The sequence below is a fragment of the Tangfeifania diversioriginum genome (assembly GCF_900141875.1).
Classification (GTDB): domain Bacteria; phylum Bacteroidota; class Bacteroidia; order Bacteroidales; family Prolixibacteraceae; genus Tangfeifania; species Tangfeifania diversioriginum.
On record NZ_FQZE01000039.1, the window covers coordinates 1 to 15,575 of the forward strand.

The following is a 15,575-nucleotide window of genomic DNA, read 5'->3' on the forward strand; positions in this document are numbered from 1 at the left end:
CCGGCCTCGACCGCGAAAAAGGGTACATCGGTTTCCTGGGGCACGGTTCACCGCTGAAATTCAGGAATATCAGGATTAAAGACTTAAGTGAATAAAAACATAATAAAGGAACTGCTTTTTTTCATGACACTGTTTCACAAAGTGTGTAAACAAAAATACCGAGGGTTTAGTTATTTATAGCTGGACCCTTTTTGTTTGCCCTGCATGCAAACACATCCGTATCCTCTCTACCAACCTCGTCTTGCCAGCTAATCAACTGATCCTTACCTTCACCCATGCGAAAAAATTTAATAGCTTGTCCGGCAACTGATGGATTCAGTAAAAACCTTCCTAAATCTCCACGCAACGAAATAAACGAAGATCCAAATGAAGAATTGCAAAAAGAAATTTAAAGTTATATTTTGACATTTTCAAAGGAATAAATTATGTAATATAAATATGTGAAATATTTTTGTGAATATAATTTAATGTCGTTTGGTTAGTAATATTTGTTTGACTTTGTAAGGACCTACGCACACTAACAAGTCTGTGGTTGAGTACCTGTCAACGTCAACAGACTTGACAACGTTAACTAAACGACATTGGAATATAATTATTGAAAGCAATAAAATAATCAAAGGAACTATTATGAAAATCAAAGTAAAGGGAGAACGTTTTTGGGAACGTAAAAAATTAATCCTGCTATTTATTCTTTTTATACCAGGCTTATTATTTAGTCAAAACAGGTGGGATATTCAAGAAGATGGAGCAATTCAATGGACTATTGATCAGGACATTCCTCATTTTGATCATATTGAGATGAGCGGAGAGAAAATATCCACTGTGCTAAGGTATGGAGTAGATCAGGAAGGCGGCTTATATTTGGAACGAAGTTTTGTCTGGCCTATGTTACGTACCATCCCAAACAACACTCATGCAAGTCTGATGCGGCGGTTTGGCTGGGATGTTAAAAATATGATAACGGTAAACACCCGTAAAATTCCCCAGGAAAAGGTGAAAAGCATTGCACTGGATGGTGTAATGACTGTTGAGAGTGAGTTCAATATCTCCCAAAACGGCAAACTGACGCTTACCCGTTACCTTTATCCTTCTACAAAAAGGGCCGCTTACTGTGAAAAATATGTTTTACGAAATACCGGAGAAAATTCAGTTATGATTGAAGTCCCTGCATCGGAGTCGGTAATTAAAACAGATCCGGAAAAAGGAGTTGATGGGGAATATTTTATTGAAGCAACACTGTCGGGAGTTGAAGGGCGTTCGCTTAGAACTGGTGACTCTGTAGTTTTTTATGCTGGTTTTAAGGCGTACAACAAAAATCAGAAAATAGCGACGATCGATTATGAAGAGGAATTGCATAATCGAAAGTCCTTAATAACAAAGCTTTGGGAAAATTTGGTGCTCGAAACACCCGACTCAGTGATCAACAGAATGTTTGCCTTTGCCAAGATCCGGGGGGCCGAAAGTATCTATAAGACCAAAGGTGGCTATATGCATGGACCTGGAGGAGAGTCATACTACGCTGCTATTTGGGCAAATGATCAGGCAGAATACATAAATCCATTTTTTCCTTTCCTGGGGTATGATATTGGAAATCAGTCTGCTTATAACTCATTCAAACATTTTGCCCGATTCATGAATGATGAATACAATCCGATACCTAGTTCTATCATTGAAGAGGGTATCGATTATTGGAATGGGGCAGGCGACCGGGGTGATGGCGCCATGATTGCTTATGGAGTTGGTCGTTACGCTCTTGCCAACGGAGACCAAAAAGAGGCTCTTGACTTGTGGCCACTGCTGGAATGGTGTCTGGAATACTGTAAGAGAAACTTGAACGATGACGGGGTGGTCATTTCCGATTCGGATGAACTGGAGGGCCGGTTCCCTGCGGGAGACGCTAACCTGGCAACCTCATGCTTATATTATGATGCCCTGCTTTCCGCAGCCAATCTTGGCGAGGAATTAGGTAAATCCGCCTCACAACTCCATTCTTATAAAAAACAGGCTGGTAAATTGCGTAATGCAATTGAAAAATATTTTGGAGGAAAAGTGGAAGGATTCGATACTTATAAATATTATAAAGAAAATGATGTCCTTCGTTCGTGGATTTGTATTCCGCTAACTGTGGGCATTTACGACCGAAAAGAAGAAACAATCAAGGCACTCTTTTCGCCACGCCTCTGGACAGAGAATGGTTTGTTAACAGAGGCAGGCAGTGAGACGTTCTGGGATCGCTCCACCTTGTACGCTTTGCGGGGCGTATTGGCGTGTGGTGCAACAGAAAAGGGAATAAATTACCTGAAATATTATTCGTCTAAACGTCTTCTCGGGGAACATGTTCCTTATGCCATTGAAGCATGGCCGGAAGGCAGCCAGCGACATCTTTCTGCCGAAAGTGGTTTGTATTGCCGGGTTATTGCTGAAGGATTGTTTGGAATAAAACCCACAGGATTTAAATCATTTTCTTGTAAGCCCAGCTTACCTTCAGACTGGAATTATATGAACCTTAAGCATATAAAAGCATTTGGAGATGATTTTGATATTTATGTAAAAAGACAAAAAGATAGAATAAAAGTGACAGTGGCCTCTCGGGGGAATGTTGTTGATGAAAAATTATGGAATGGTGCAGATGAACTAAAATTTAATTTGCCTTGATATAACCAATAAAACCCACGTTCTCTGAACGTGATCGGAGTACGTTTAACGGGTTTGCCTGTTTTCTTCTTTTTCTACAATGCTCCTGCCTTAAACAGCGGCAAAAACGTTATCCTTTTTTCGGGCAGTTCGCCTGTTTTATCTTCCGTTAAAACAAAGGCTTTTTTGATGGTCGGATTGGTAGAATTATCATCCAGTTTTGATTATTTTATAGGAATTGTTGAATAGGTCAGTATAAAAAACCCAAAAGCCAAAGCGGTATCTTTTTGCCGGCACCGCCTTTGATCCCGTCAGCCGCAATGTATGCGTTAGGAACTCCCCTGATTTGTTCTGCGGTTTTAGAGGGGCCTCCTATTTCGAATGTATAGGCATCGTCTATGGTAAAATCACCAAACTTCGACGAAGTAACCCGATGCTTTACCTCGGTCTGACTGAAAAAAAAGGTTTCTCTTAAATTGCCGGTATCGGGTTTGTTTTCAGACAATAACCAGGCAAGATTGGTATTTTGGAGATAGATTTTTTCCGGTTTTTGAAGGTAGCTCATCCCCTTTGTTTCGCTTTTTAAGAGCGAAATTATCCGGGCATGGGCTAAAAGGTCAAGTATTTTAAGTATGGAATTCCGGGGTACATTTATCCTTTCCGAGATTTTGGCAATATTAGGTGTAAAAGGTACGGATTGGCTGATGATATAAAGCAGTTTTTTCATGTTACGGACAGTGGTATAGGAAAGGTCCTCAAAAGGAGCTATGTCGATATCGAGAACCAGGTTGGCAGTCTCCTGAAGTTTTTGACCGTAAAGGTTAATTCCCTCTTTAAAAAAGGGATAATAGCCATACTGCAGGTATTCTTTAAAAGTTTTATCTATATCGGTTTTGTCATAGTAATCTGCAGAGATTTCATGATGATACTGTGTTATATCGGATAAATTTACCTGAGGAAATTTCTGTTGATATGCCAATTCCAGAAACTCGCGAAAAGACAGTCCGGGAAGATAATAGGTTACTGCCCTTCGTGAAAGATCTGCCTGCCCTTTGTTAACTTCCAGTATGGAAGAACCCGTTGTTACTATCGTTATATCAGGATAATTATCGTAGCTGTTTTTCAGGTCTTTCGACCAGTGTTTATACCTGTGCACCTCATCCAGAAAAAAATGCCTGTAACCTTTTGTATAAAGTGTATCAATTAATTCTACCAGGCGGTATGTTTCAAAGTAAATATCATCCAGGCTAAGGTATATTGCTTTTTCTTTAAGCTCTTTTACACGCTGCAGCAGAAATGTAGTCTTGCCTGCTCCCCGATGTCCTTTTATGAGCACCAAAGGTTGACTCCAGTCAATCTCTGAATACAAAAAGCGCTTGAATTCCGTTTTTACCGCTCTTGTTTTTCTTTGTGACAATTTTATTAATCGCTCCATTTTTTTTTTTTTTCTTTTTTTCTTCTTTTGCTTTTTAGAAATAGCAAATGTACAAAATGTTAACTATAGATAGCAAAAAATGAATTTGTTAATTTGAAGTAGCAACATTAAAATTATACCCAATTCTCCACCAGTAAAAAAATCGGCAATATATAAATGTTTAATTCCTTCAATATTATCTTTCCTGCCGGCGCACATTTGTAATGTGCTAATAAAATTTCACATAATTAGCTTGGTTTGCCCGGTTTTGTCGCTGTTGGTTTTGTCCGTCTGGTCAGCCATTTCGTAGGCGATTGTGATATGTGCTCTCAGTTGTAAAAGGTTGAACCCGATGGGGTTAGTGCTTAGGTATTGGCTTTGCTCAACTTTACCGCGCCCTTTCCTCCTGTATCCTTAATTTTTTTTCATGAACTATAAAAAATATCTTGTGGTGCAGCGCATTTAAGATTCTTTTTACCTTTATTGTGAAATTTACAATTTAAAAACTATGAATCGACTAATTTCTATTTTCTTCGTCTTGGGGGTATTGTTCAATAATTCTGCGCATTCCCAGGAATTCAAACTTATTACGTCCGGCTATTTTCAAAATGAAGGAGTCAATATTATGGCTTTCGATGATATTTACCCGGAAGGCCATCAGGGAGGTGTTTCACTTATTATGCATGGCAACCGGGTGGCAACCAACGGCGACATCCGGCTGGAACCAACCCCCGGACAGTGGCAACCGGTACCCAAACAGCGGGATCGAAAAGTTGATCCTGATGGCAATACAATTACAGCTTTCATGAGTTTTCCCGATTCATCGAGGCACATGACCGGTTTCAACCCAATGATTTACACCGACCTGGTATTTGATTATACTGTGACAGTAAAAGGGGTTGGCGGTGGTGTTGTTGTTACGGTTGATTTGGAAAAACCCATCCCACAGCAATTTATCGGTAAAGTTGGTTTTAACCTGGAACTTTTCCCCGGAGCACTGTTTGGCAAGCCCTGGATAATGGACAGTCAATCAGGGATTTTCCCTCTTCAACCAAACGGACCAACACGCGAAGAACCATCGAACCACCCGCATGCGGGAGATTTTAACCCGGAAGGAAAAGCATCTGCCGATCAACTGGCAGGTCAGGGGTATAGTCCGATAATTGCAGACGACATAGTTTCTGAACCTTATGCAACCGGCAACCGTTTTGTGGTTCGACCGGACGACCCCTTAAATAAGTTTACAATTGAATCTCAATCGGCCGAACTGAAATTATACGACGGTCGCATGAATCACAACAACGGTTGGTTTGTGGTAAGAAGTGAAATTCCTGCCGGAAAAACCAGCGAAGCCATTAAATGGGTAATTACACCAAATGTTGTTAACGACTGGCTGTATGAACCCGTTGTTCAAACTTCTCAGATGGGTTACCACACTAATCAGAAAAAGGTGGCAGTAATTGAACTGGACAATAGAGAAACAAAACGCGATACCCCTGCACTTTACAGGATTACAGAAGAAGGAGAGCAGGAAGTTTTAAACCGCAAAGCTGAAGAATGGGGACAATTTTTGCGCTACAGCTATCTTGAATTCGATTTTTCCGAAATTAAAGACCCGGGGCTTTATCAGGTGCGCTACGGAAATTCAGTTTCTTCTGTGTTTCGTATTGCAGAAGATATCTACGATCGTGGAGTTTGGCAACCGGTTTTAGAGTACTTTCTGCCTGTGCAAATGTGCCACATGCGTGTAAATGAGAAATACAGGGTGTGGCATGATGCATGTCATTTGGATGATGCACGTATGGCTCCTGTTGATTTTAACCACATTGACGGTTATTCACAGGGAGTATCAACCCTGACAAGCTACAGCTCCGGCGATGTTGTTCCGGGCCTGAATATAGGCGGGTGGCACGATGCCGGCGATTTCGACCTCAGGGTGGAGTCGCAGGCCGGGGAAACTTATATTTTAACCCTTGCCTATGAAGCTTTCGATATAAATTACGACGTAACAACCGTTGATCAGCATTCACGAATAACCGAAATACACCAACCGGACGGAAAATCGGACCTGCTTCAGCAAATTGAAAATGGGACACTATCTGTAGTTGGAAGTTACAAAGCATTGGGCCGGCTGTACCGGGGAATAATTTGCAACGATTTGCGGCAATACGTTATGCTGGGAGATGCCGCTGCAATGACCGATAATGAAATTGGAAATGAAGATGACCGTTGGGTATTTACAGAAGATAACCCCAGGCGGGAATTAACCACTGCTGCGCAACTGGCCGCCGCGTCACGTGTGCTGAAAAATTTTAACGATACATTAAGCAGGCAGGCTCTGGAGAGTGCAGAAGAGTTGTATGAAGTAACTCAAGTAAATGACCGTTCCAAATCAGCCAAAATACATGCAGCTGTTGAATTATATCTTACAACAGAAAATGAGAAATACAAAACCTATTTGCTATCCGAAACATCGTTTATTAAACGCAGCATAGGGCAAATTGGGTGGATTGTTGGCCGTGCTGAGAAAAAGATAAATGACCCGGAGTCCACAAAAGAAATCAGGGAAGCAATGGTTGAATTAAGCGACCAGATTGAAAAACAGGGGCAGGAAACACCCTACGGAATTCCTTATCGCCCGCATATTTGGGGAGCCGGTTGGAATATTCAGTCATTCGGGTTTAAACATTATTTTCTGCACACAGCCTATCCCGATATTTTTGAGCCAAAATATATTTACAACGCTTTGAATTTTATTTTGGGCTGCCATCCGGGGGCGAATACTTCCTCGTTTGCATCGGGAATTGGAGCCCGCTCTGCCACGGTTGGTTACGGGCTGAACCGGGCCGACTGGTCATACATTCCGGGCGGGGTAATTTCCGGAACGGCACTTATCCGGCCTGATTTTCCTGAATTGCTGGAGTTTCCGTACCTGTGGCAACAGGTGGAATACGTGATGGGCGGAGGATCATCGCATTACATGTTTTTGGTTCTGGCAGCTCAGCAACTACTTTCTGAAGAATAACTTATTGCAAGAAAAATTTAGGCGCAATAAAGGAATGACTCACCCCTCATTAATGCCGGGGTGAATTTTTCATTTCCTTATTGCTCTTTATTTGTCAAATTGTATCTTTAACCAATACCAGTAAACCTGATTTATAATGAAGCGAAGAAATTTTATCAAAACAACCGGCATGGCAACAGCCGGTATTGGAATCGCGGCAAATGCCGCCGGAAATAGTTTTTTCAATCCCCCGCAAAACAGTTTACCCCGCTGGAGGGGATTTAACCTGCTCGACTATTTTTCGCCACAGCGCTCACACAACCGCGGGCAAACAACCAACGAGGAGTTCAAGTGGATGTCGGACTGGGGGTTCGATTTTGTGCGCATTCCCATGGCTTATCCCAGGTACGTGAAATTTGACCCTTCAAAAAATATTACGCCGGAGGAAGTATTGAATTTTGATGAAAAAGTGGTGGAAGAAGTGTACAATCTGGTTGAACAGGCCAACAAACACGGATTGCATGTGAGCCTCGATTTGCACCGTGCTCCCGGCTTTTGTGTAAATGCCGGTTTTAACGAACCTTATAACCTGTGGCAGGACAAAGAAGCACAGGAGGCTTTTTATGCCCACTGGAAAATGTGGGCCAAAACTTTTGCTGAAAAATCACGCGATCAAATCAGTTTCGACCTGGTAAACGAACCCTGCACCCGCGAGGACATGAATGACCAGTTTTCACAACGCGGCCCGGTTCCGGGCGATTTGTACCGCGAGGTTGTGCTGAACTGCATGCACGTAATTCACAAGCACAATCCCGAACGCATAATTGTGGCCGACGGAAACAACGTGGGAAGCGATGTCATTCCGGAGATTTTTGATCTCGATGTGGGACAGAGTTGCCGTGGATACTATCCGCATTATATATCGCACTACCGGGCTTCTTGGGTGTTCGAAAATCCTGACGATTCGCCTGAAGTGGTATGGCCGGGGGTAATCGACGGGCAAAATTTCAGCCGGAAGAGCATTGAAGACTTTTATGCCCCGTGGATTGATGCCGTGAAACAAGGTGTGGGCGTGCATTGCGGCGAATGTGGGTGCTACAATAAAACGCCGCATGACGTGTTTTTGGCCTGGTTCGAAGATGTGTTGAGTGTTTTAACCGAAAACCAGATTGGTTGGGGACTGTGGGAATTTAAAGGAACTTTCGGTTTGCTCAACTCAGGAAGAAAAGACGTGGATTACGAAGACTGGTACGGGTACAAACTCGACCGTAAACTGCTGAGTTTATTGCAGAAATATTGATGTAGCATCTTTGTTTCCTGATTTCCGTTTTGAAAGAAATAATGATTATCGTATTCATTACCTAAAAATAATGCAACGTTCAGAAAATCAATTTTTTACCCCAAGCCCCAAGGGGAGTAAATTGATTTTTTCACACCCCTTGGGGCCGGGGTAAATGAAGAAAATTTATTTGCGGTTTAGGCATAAAATACGATAATCATAAAAAATTAACCTGTTTAATTGAAAACAAGTAACGATGAAAAAAATAGTAGTTTTAATAGCATTTATCTTAATCACGCAAATTTCTTTTGGCCAGTTACGCGTTGAATTCGAACCCAATTACGATGAAAGCAAAGTGCCTGAATTTGAAGTTCCTGACCCATTGCGAATGTTCAACGGCAGAAAAATCAGAAACCAACGAAGATGGGAAAAGAAGGGGCGACCGGAGTTACTCGAATTTTTTACCCGGAATGTGTATGGCAGGGTTCCCGGAGAACTCGGAATTTCAACATGGGAAGTTGTGGAACAAAGCGATAATGCACTCGGAGGAAAGGCAAAGCGAAAGCAGGTGGATCTTGTTTTCAAAAAAAATGGCCGTTCGCTGCATTTTAATATCCTGATTTATCTGCCTAAAAATGTGGATAATGCCCCGGTTTTCCTGGGGTATAATTTTTACGGAAATCATACCATTACCAACGATGTAAATGTTATCATTTCAGATGCCTGGGCGCGCAACAACCCTTCGTTTGGGATTATTAACAATCAGTTGACCGAGCAATCGCGCGGCGTACGTGTGAACCGCTGGGCTGTAAATGAAATAATTGATGCAGGATTCGGGCTGGCCACCATTTATTATGGCGAAGTGGATCCTGATAAAGATGATTTCAGGGATGGTATTCACCCGTTTTTTTATGTGGATGCGCAACAGCGTCCTGCTGCCGATGAATGGGGTTCTGTTGCTGGCTGGGCGTGGGGACTGAGCCGGGCAATGGATTATTTTGAAGAAGATGCGGAGGTGAACGAAAATAAGGTGGTTGTTTTTGGCCATTCACGGCTTGGAAAAACTTCGTTATGGGCCGGTGTTACTGACGAGCGTTTTGCAGCAGTAATCTCAAACAACTCGGGTTGCGGGGGTGCTGCTTTGTCCAAGCGGCAATTTGGCGAAACAGTGGCACGCATCAATAACAGTTTCCCGCACTGGTTTTGTAAGAATTTCAGAAACTATAATAAAAATGAAGATGCACTTCCGGCCGATCAGCATGAACTGTTGGCTTTAATTGCGCCACGTCCGGTTTATGTGGCCAGTGCCGAAGAGGATCAATGGGCTGACCCCCGGGGCGAATTCCTTTCGGCCTTTTATGCCACTCCGGTTTATGATCTGTACGGCGAAAAAGGAATCCCGTCAAAAGAGATGCCTGCTGTAAACCAACCCATTCAGAATACAGTGGCTTACCACATTCGCACCGGCGGCCACGATGTTACCGGTTTCGATTGGGAACAATACATTAAATGGGCGACTGAACAATTGATGAATGAATAATTATTGAAAATTGGACATCAAAAAGTAAAACCTAAAAAAATAATAATGAAAACTACTATCTCTTTCTTTCTGATTCTTTTTATTGCAGCAGCCTGCACAAATTCCGAACCCGAAAGCATCAGTTTATTCAACGGCGAAAATCTTTCCGGATGGCATGTGGATGTTCCTGCAATGGACAATAACCCGGAGGCCATCAATCCGTTTATCGTTCGCGACGGAATGCTGGTGAGCCTGGGTACGCCGGGAGGGCATCTGATTACCGATTCGGTTTTTCAGGATTACCGTCTCGAAGTGGAATATCGGTTTGCCGGAGAACCCGGTAATTGCGGGGTTTTGGTTCATGCATCCACTCCACGCGCCCTTTATGATATGTTTCCAAAATCGATTGAAGTGCAAATGATGCATGAAAATGCGGGCGATTTTTGGTGTATTGTGGAAGACATTACCGTGCCCGACATGGAAGAACGCCGCGGCCCCAAAGAGGAGTGGGGAATCACCGAGGGGAAAGCCCGCAGGATTTTAAATCTGACCGATGGCTCCGAAAACCCGGTGGGCGAATGGAATAATATGGTTGTTGAATGCGTGGACGATGAAGTAAAAGTTTGGGTTAATGGCGATTTGGTTAATTATGGGTATGACTGTACTGCTACTAAAGGGCAACTTGCTGTTCAGGCCGAAGGTTCCGAAGTGGAGTTCCGAAAACTGGAACTTACATCTATTGACAAAATCACTTCCACCGAATAATTTAAAACAATCGAACCATGAGAAACCTGGCCTTCCTTTACCTGTTTTTATTTCTTTCTATTGTATCAAAAGCCGAAGTGCCCTATATTTTAATTGACGGGGAACACAAACAATGGCATAAAATTACGCTGGTTATTCCCGGTCCGCAGACTTCGGAGTATGCAAAAGAAAATCCGTTTCTGGATTATAAACTGGAAGCCACATTCACTAACGGAAATAAAAGTTACACAGTCCCCGGGTTTTTTGCAGCCGATGGAAATGCCGCCGAAACTTCTGCAGATGGAGGGAATATATGGAAAGTTCGTTTCAGGCCTGATGAACCCGGCGAATGGAAATACAAAATTACGTTCAGAAAGGGGAAAGATATTGTGGTGAAGGAGGATGATAACTATGGAGAACCGATCGATTTGCTCGATGGGCGCGAAGGATCTTTTAATGTTGAACCTTCGGATAAAACAGGAAAGGATTTTCGTGCAAATGGAAGAATCATTAATGGCGGCAAAGGATATTTCAAATTTCAGGATTCCGAAGAAATCTGGATTAAAAACGGCGCCGATAGTCCGGAAAACTTTCTGGCCTATGCCGATTTTGACCAGACTTCGCGTTTCAGCCTGAAAACCGAAGTTCGCGAAGGGGAAGCTGACCCCAAGAATGATTTGCACAAATATGAACCACACCTGGCTGACTGGAACGAGGGTGATCCTACCTGGCAGAACGGAAAAGGGAAAAGTATTATAGGCGCATTGAATTACCTGAATACCGTCGGGGTGAATTCGGTTTATATGCTTACCATGAATATTTTGGGCGACGGAAAAGACGTATGGCCTTACGCCGATCATAACGAGCGTTACCGGTTTGATTGCAGCAAACTCGACCAGTGGGAAATTATTTTCGACCATGCCCAGAAGTTGGGCATCATGCTGCATTTTGTATTGCAGGAAACCGAAAATGAAACCCTGCTCGACAATGGATTCACTGACGTGCAGCGGATGGTTTATTTGCGCGAACTGATTGCCCGCTGCGGCCACCATCTGGCTGTTACCTGGAATATGGGAGAGGAAAATGGACCTACTGACTGGTCGCCTATTGGCCAAACCCACCAGCAAAAAGTGGATATGGGCAACTACCTGAAGAAAACAAATCCATACCCCAACATTGTTGTGGTGCACACCCATTCCAACGATTCGCATCAGGATGAATACCTGACTCCTTTCCTTGGGTTTGAAAATTTCGATGGTCCTTCCATGCAAATTGGTAACCCGGGCCGGGTGCATGAACGGATTGAAAAATGGGTGGATGAATCAGAACGAGCCGGTAAACGCTGGCTGGTGAATCTCGACGAAATTGGCCCGCATTGGCAGGGAGTTCTGCCCGATTCTTTCGATGCAGCACACGATACTGTGCGAAAAGAGTGTTTGTGGGGAACGCTGCTTGCCGGCGGGGCAGGTGTGGAGTGGTACTTTGGGTATCGTTATCCGCATACTGATTTAACATGCGAAGATTTCAGGAGCCGCCATAACTGGTGGAAACAATCAACTATCGCCACACAGTTTATGAGCCGGTTTCCTTTAGAGGCGATGAAAAATGCCAATGAGCTGGTGAATATTCCGGAAGCTTATTGTATGGCCAGGCCCGGCGAAATTTATGTTGTTTATTTGCCATCGGAAAGCCCCGACTGCAGGCTTAAGCTGGATGCCGATAAAACATTTTCAGTAAAATGGTTCAACCCGCGAGAAGGAGGACAACTGATAAATGGAACTGTTTCAACGGTTCGGGGTACCGGGAATGTTATCTTGGGAAAACCTCCTGTTGATTCAGAAAAAGATTGGGTTGCAGTTGTCAGGTAATACCTTTGGCATGTTTTTATTCGAAACTGAGGGCGCGGGGAGCCTCCGGCTGAAAGCTGTAAAAATTCTTTTTGTACTGCTCTTCAACAATAAAACCTGTAAAACTCATGTCGGAAGGAGGAAACGGATAAAATGCCAACCGAAGCTGGAATGTTTTAAAAACCAGGTTTTCGTTGTGCAATCTCACCCCAAAACCAAGGCCACTGTAATAATTTTCGTTAAAAATGAGGTGTTTGTTGGAGCCGATTATGCCCACGTCAGCAAATCCGTAAAGTGCAATATTGAACTTGTAAAACTGCCGGCGCAAAAAAAGTACATACTCCAAATCCATGCTCAGCCGTTGTTTGCCCACAGCCTTTCTGCTTGAAAAACCCCGGATGTGACTGTTTCTTGACAATGAAAGGTTTTCAATTTCAAACCTCCTTAGCCCCAGTAGGTAATTGGCACGGACAAACAACCGGAACCGTTTGCGCCCGGCATTTACCTGCCTCGAAATAAAATTCACACTCCCCTGGATTTGCCCCTGTTCATAATCTTCATTTTTAAAATACCCGCCAATTCCCCCGGCAAGATACAGGTATCCTTTTCGGTTCACCAGCAAATTCCCATTGGAAAGGTAGAGGTGCGCATAGTGCCGGTTGCCAAATTCATTGGCATCGAAACCATATACAATCTCATTTTTAAAACCCTCGGGAATGTCTTCAGTAACGCCATAGCTGTACACCAACTGGTCCTGAATAAATCGCCGTTGGGTAAATGTTATGCCGGCAAGATAAAATGTGTTGTTGGAAAAATACTGGTTGTTTTCGGGGGCTGGAATGGGACGCTGGAAGTAGGTCCGGTTGTAAAATGCCGCCGATAAAACCACTTGCGAATTTTGGTAATCATCGGGTTTTATCTGAAAGCTTCGTCCTATCCATGCACTCTTGAAAGACAAATCCATAGGAATAGCGGTTTTGATGGGATCGTCATCAAAAATCCTGTTGGTTCTGTACATTCGCAAAGCAGAACCTCCATATCCCCATTTAATTGAGGGGGTTATAAAAGGTTTATCGATAATAAATGAAAAACCTTCCCGCTTGTATGTGTTCATGTAACCTGCCGAAATATCGATGAATTTCCCGCGGATGTTATTTATTTTGTAAAAGGTTTCAAGCCCGGTATAGGGCTCACGGTTTAAATTACCAACAAAGCTGAATGAAATTTCGTGGCCGACACCAAAAATATTTTGATTGTAGATTTCGAGGGCAGCGGCTTCACCTCCGTCAACCCCGCCGGAAACTCCCAGGGAAAACCTGTCTTTTGTTAGAACATGCACGCTCACCAGTCCTGTGTAAATGCTGTCTTGTTCGATTAATAGTTTAATATCCTGAATGTAGGGCAGTGACCGAATTATACGCTCATTTTCATATATGAGATCCGGATCCAGGAAATCGCCAATTTCAAAGAGCAACAGTTTTTCTATAGTGTTTAAATTTGATTTAGAATGCAAAGAATTGGCGGTTTTTTCAATAAAGCTTTTAGCTGTACGGGTGGTATCTTCAAAAGTAGGCCCAAAAACTTCAAGAGGGGTAATGGTAATATCGGAAATTAATTTCCCTTCAAACTGACTGTAATATTCAAGCGCAAGAGCTTCTTTATCTACATAAGGGCGGGGTGGCGAAACTAAAAAATCATAAATCAGGCTGATTAGTTTACTTTGTTTGGCCTTGTATTCTAGACTGTCGTAAAATTGTTCGTATTTCTTCTCTCTGTCAGGTAAAACGGGGATTGTATCATTTTGGGCTGGCTGTGCTTTCCCCCGAAATGAAATAAGTAACAAGAACAAAATAATATAGTTTGTAGTGTTGTTTATGAGTTGTTTGCTCATTTTCATTCTCATCCCCTCGCTTTGCTATCGTGTTTAAATTACTCGCAGTATTTAATTTAGAAAAATAATGAATTTATAGATCATTGCCTGAAATACAAGGTGTTAAAATTAGTTAAAGTGCCTTGTGTTGTGTTACTGTCTCTTTAAGAACATATTAGAGTTTATTTTCCTTTCGTTTTATTTGACGGGAAAAATACTACTTAATTTTATAATTTTGCCGTGTGAAGAAACTTCGTGAGATATATAAAAGAAATATATACGGGGTGATGGGCACTCTTATATTTCATATTCTGTTATTTTCTGCTTTCCTGCTGGCCGAAGTGGAAATGAAGGGAACTGTTCAGGAAGAAGAACTGTTGATTGAATTCCCCGAAGAACTCATCAGTGAACCTGAGGTTTTGGAGGAGGAAGAGTTGCCCGACCAGGGTGAACCGATGCCCAATGATCCTTCATCTCAGCTTTCAGAAACCCAAAGCAACAGGACCAATATTGCGTCGAAACAAATATTGGAAAGCGAAGATTTTTTTGATGATGAATATACCAATGAAGTGGAAGCCGCTCGTCAGCTCTCGCAAAATGTGAGAAATCAGTTGTCAAAAGAAACAGTTAAACTTGAAGATATTGAGATGCCGGTTGAAACTACTGAGGGGATGGAACGCGATTCGATAAAAAATGTAATATATACCGGCGAAAGTAATATTACGTACTATCTTGAAGACAGGTATCACCTGAGTTTGCCTATACCTGTTTACCTGGCCCAGGGTGGAGGAAAGGTGGTAGTTGATATTGTGGTTGACCGCCAGGGCAGGGTAGTGGAGGCTGAACCGCAAAAGAATTCTTCCGTACGCGACGAACAAATTTTTTTATATGCAAAAGCTGCTGCATCGCGCACTATTTTTAATGCCGACCCACAAGCGCCTGAACTACAGCGGGGGACTATTCATTATTTGTTTATTGCCCAGTAAAAATTGTGTTAATTAAATATTATCGTTAACATGATTTAACAGTTTTGGGTTTGGAGAATCCTTCATAGCTGCTATATTTGTGGTACGTTTATTTTCATAAGTTTAGGTTTAGTTAGGTTAGTTAGTTTAATGAGAAAAGGATGGGTTGTTGAACCCATCCTTCTTGTTTTTATACCCCCCAGGTAATTCAATCTTCCAAAAATTTCATTTTTTATCAGGTTATAATTTTTACAGATACTTCTGCAGAATCATTTAATGCAAAACTAAAAGCTTTCAGA

Annotated in this window: 9 protein-coding genes; 7 read left to right on the forward strand and 2 right to left on the reverse strand. The window is 42.5% G+C overall.

All coding sequences use genetic code 11. From position 1 onward, the window contains the following. Window positions 1-627 precede the first annotated feature (627 nt). Entirely contained in the window at window positions 628-2,655 is a 2,028-nt protein-coding gene (locus BUC07_RS18115) for a glucosidase family protein (protein WP_073173136.1), read from the forward strand. A gap of 229 nt (window positions 2,656-2,884) precedes the next feature. On the opposite strand, the gene BUC07_RS18125 is transcribed toward BUC07_RS18115, so the two are convergent. Beyond that, a complete protein-coding gene (locus BUC07_RS18125) occupies window positions 2,885-4,069 on the reverse strand; it encodes an ATP-binding protein (RefSeq protein WP_073173142.1) in 1,185 nt (394 codons plus the stop codon). Window positions 4,070-4,556: 487 nt separating this feature from the next. Between BUC07_RS18125 and BUC07_RS18130 the strand changes: the two genes are divergently transcribed. The 5 genes from BUC07_RS18130 (at window position 4,557) to BUC07_RS18150 (ending at window position 12,462) form a co-directional block, all read left to right on the forward strand. Further along, window positions 4,557-7,073, forward strand: a complete 2,517-nt coding sequence (locus tag BUC07_RS18130) for a glycoside hydrolase family 9 protein (protein ID WP_073173145.1) — start codon at window positions 4,557-4,559, stop codon at window positions 7,071-7,073. A gap of 136 nt (window positions 7,074-7,209) precedes the next feature. Further along, a complete protein-coding gene (locus tag BUC07_RS18135; protein ID WP_073173148.1) occupies window positions 7,210-8,352 on the forward strand; it encodes a glycoside hydrolase family 5 protein in 1,143 nt (380 codons plus the stop codon). Between the two features lie 235 nt (window positions 8,353-8,587). Beyond that, a complete protein-coding gene (locus BUC07_RS18140) occupies window positions 8,588-9,871 on the forward strand; it encodes a glucuronyl esterase domain-containing protein (protein WP_073173151.1) in 1,284 nt (427 codons plus the stop codon). A 45-nt stretch (window positions 9,872-9,916) separates the two neighbouring features. Continuing rightward, a complete protein-coding gene (locus BUC07_RS18145) occupies window positions 9,917-10,615 on the forward strand; it encodes a 3-keto-disaccharide hydrolase (protein WP_073173210.1) in 699 nt (232 codons plus the stop codon). Window positions 10,616-10,632: 17 nt separating this feature from the next. Then, window positions 10,633-12,462 carry a DUF5060 domain-containing protein gene (locus BUC07_RS18150; RefSeq protein WP_073173155.1) on the forward strand — a complete coding sequence of 610 codons (1,830 nt, stop codon included), beginning with the start codon at window positions 10,633-10,635 and terminating at the stop codon, window positions 12,460-12,462. Window positions 12,463-12,478: 16 nt separating this feature from the next. Here BUC07_RS18150 and BUC07_RS18155 read toward each other — a convergent pair whose 3' ends face one another. Next, window positions 12,479-14,332 (reverse strand): BamA/TamA family outer membrane protein, encoded by a 1,854-nt coding sequence (locus BUC07_RS18155; RefSeq protein WP_139279646.1) that lies wholly within the window; start codon window positions 14,330-14,332, stop codon window positions 12,479-12,481. A gap of 221 nt (window positions 14,333-14,553) precedes the next feature. On the opposite strand from BUC07_RS18155, the gene BUC07_RS18160 reads away from it, so the two are divergent. Then, window positions 14,554-15,297, forward strand: a complete 744-nt coding sequence (locus tag BUC07_RS18160) for a hypothetical protein (RefSeq protein WP_139279647.1) — start codon at window positions 14,554-14,556, stop codon at window positions 15,295-15,297. Window positions 15,298-15,575: the final 278 nt, after the last annotated feature.

Bases quoted from the DNA above. Each gene is read 5' to 3' on its own strand.
- BUC07_RS18115 (WP_073173136.1), top strand. From the start codon at position 628: ATGAAAATCAAAGTAAAGGGAGAACGTTTTTGGGAACGTAAAAAATTA.
- BUC07_RS18125 (WP_073173142.1), bottom strand. From the start codon at position 4,069: ATGGAGCGATTAATAAAATTGTCACAAAGAAAAACAAGAGCGGTAAAA.
- BUC07_RS18130 (WP_073173145.1), top strand. From the start codon at position 4,557: ATGAATCGACTAATTTCTATTTTCTTCGTCTTGGGGGTATTGTTCAAT.
- BUC07_RS18135 (WP_073173148.1), top strand. From the start codon at position 7,210: ATGAAGCGAAGAAATTTTATCAAAACAACCGGCATGGCAACAGCCGGT.
- BUC07_RS18140 (WP_073173151.1), top strand. From the start codon at position 8,588: ATGAAAAAAATAGTAGTTTTAATAGCATTTATCTTAATCACGCAAATT.
- BUC07_RS18145 (WP_073173210.1), top strand. From the start codon at position 9,917: ATGAAAACTACTATCTCTTTCTTTCTGATTCTTTTTATTGCAGCAGCC.
- BUC07_RS18150 (WP_073173155.1), top strand. From the start codon at position 10,633: ATGAGAAACCTGGCCTTCCTTTACCTGTTTTTATTTCTTTCTATTGTA.
- BUC07_RS18155 (WP_139279646.1), bottom strand. From the start codon at position 14,332: ATGAGCAAACAACTCATAAACAACACTACAAACTATATTATTTTGTTC.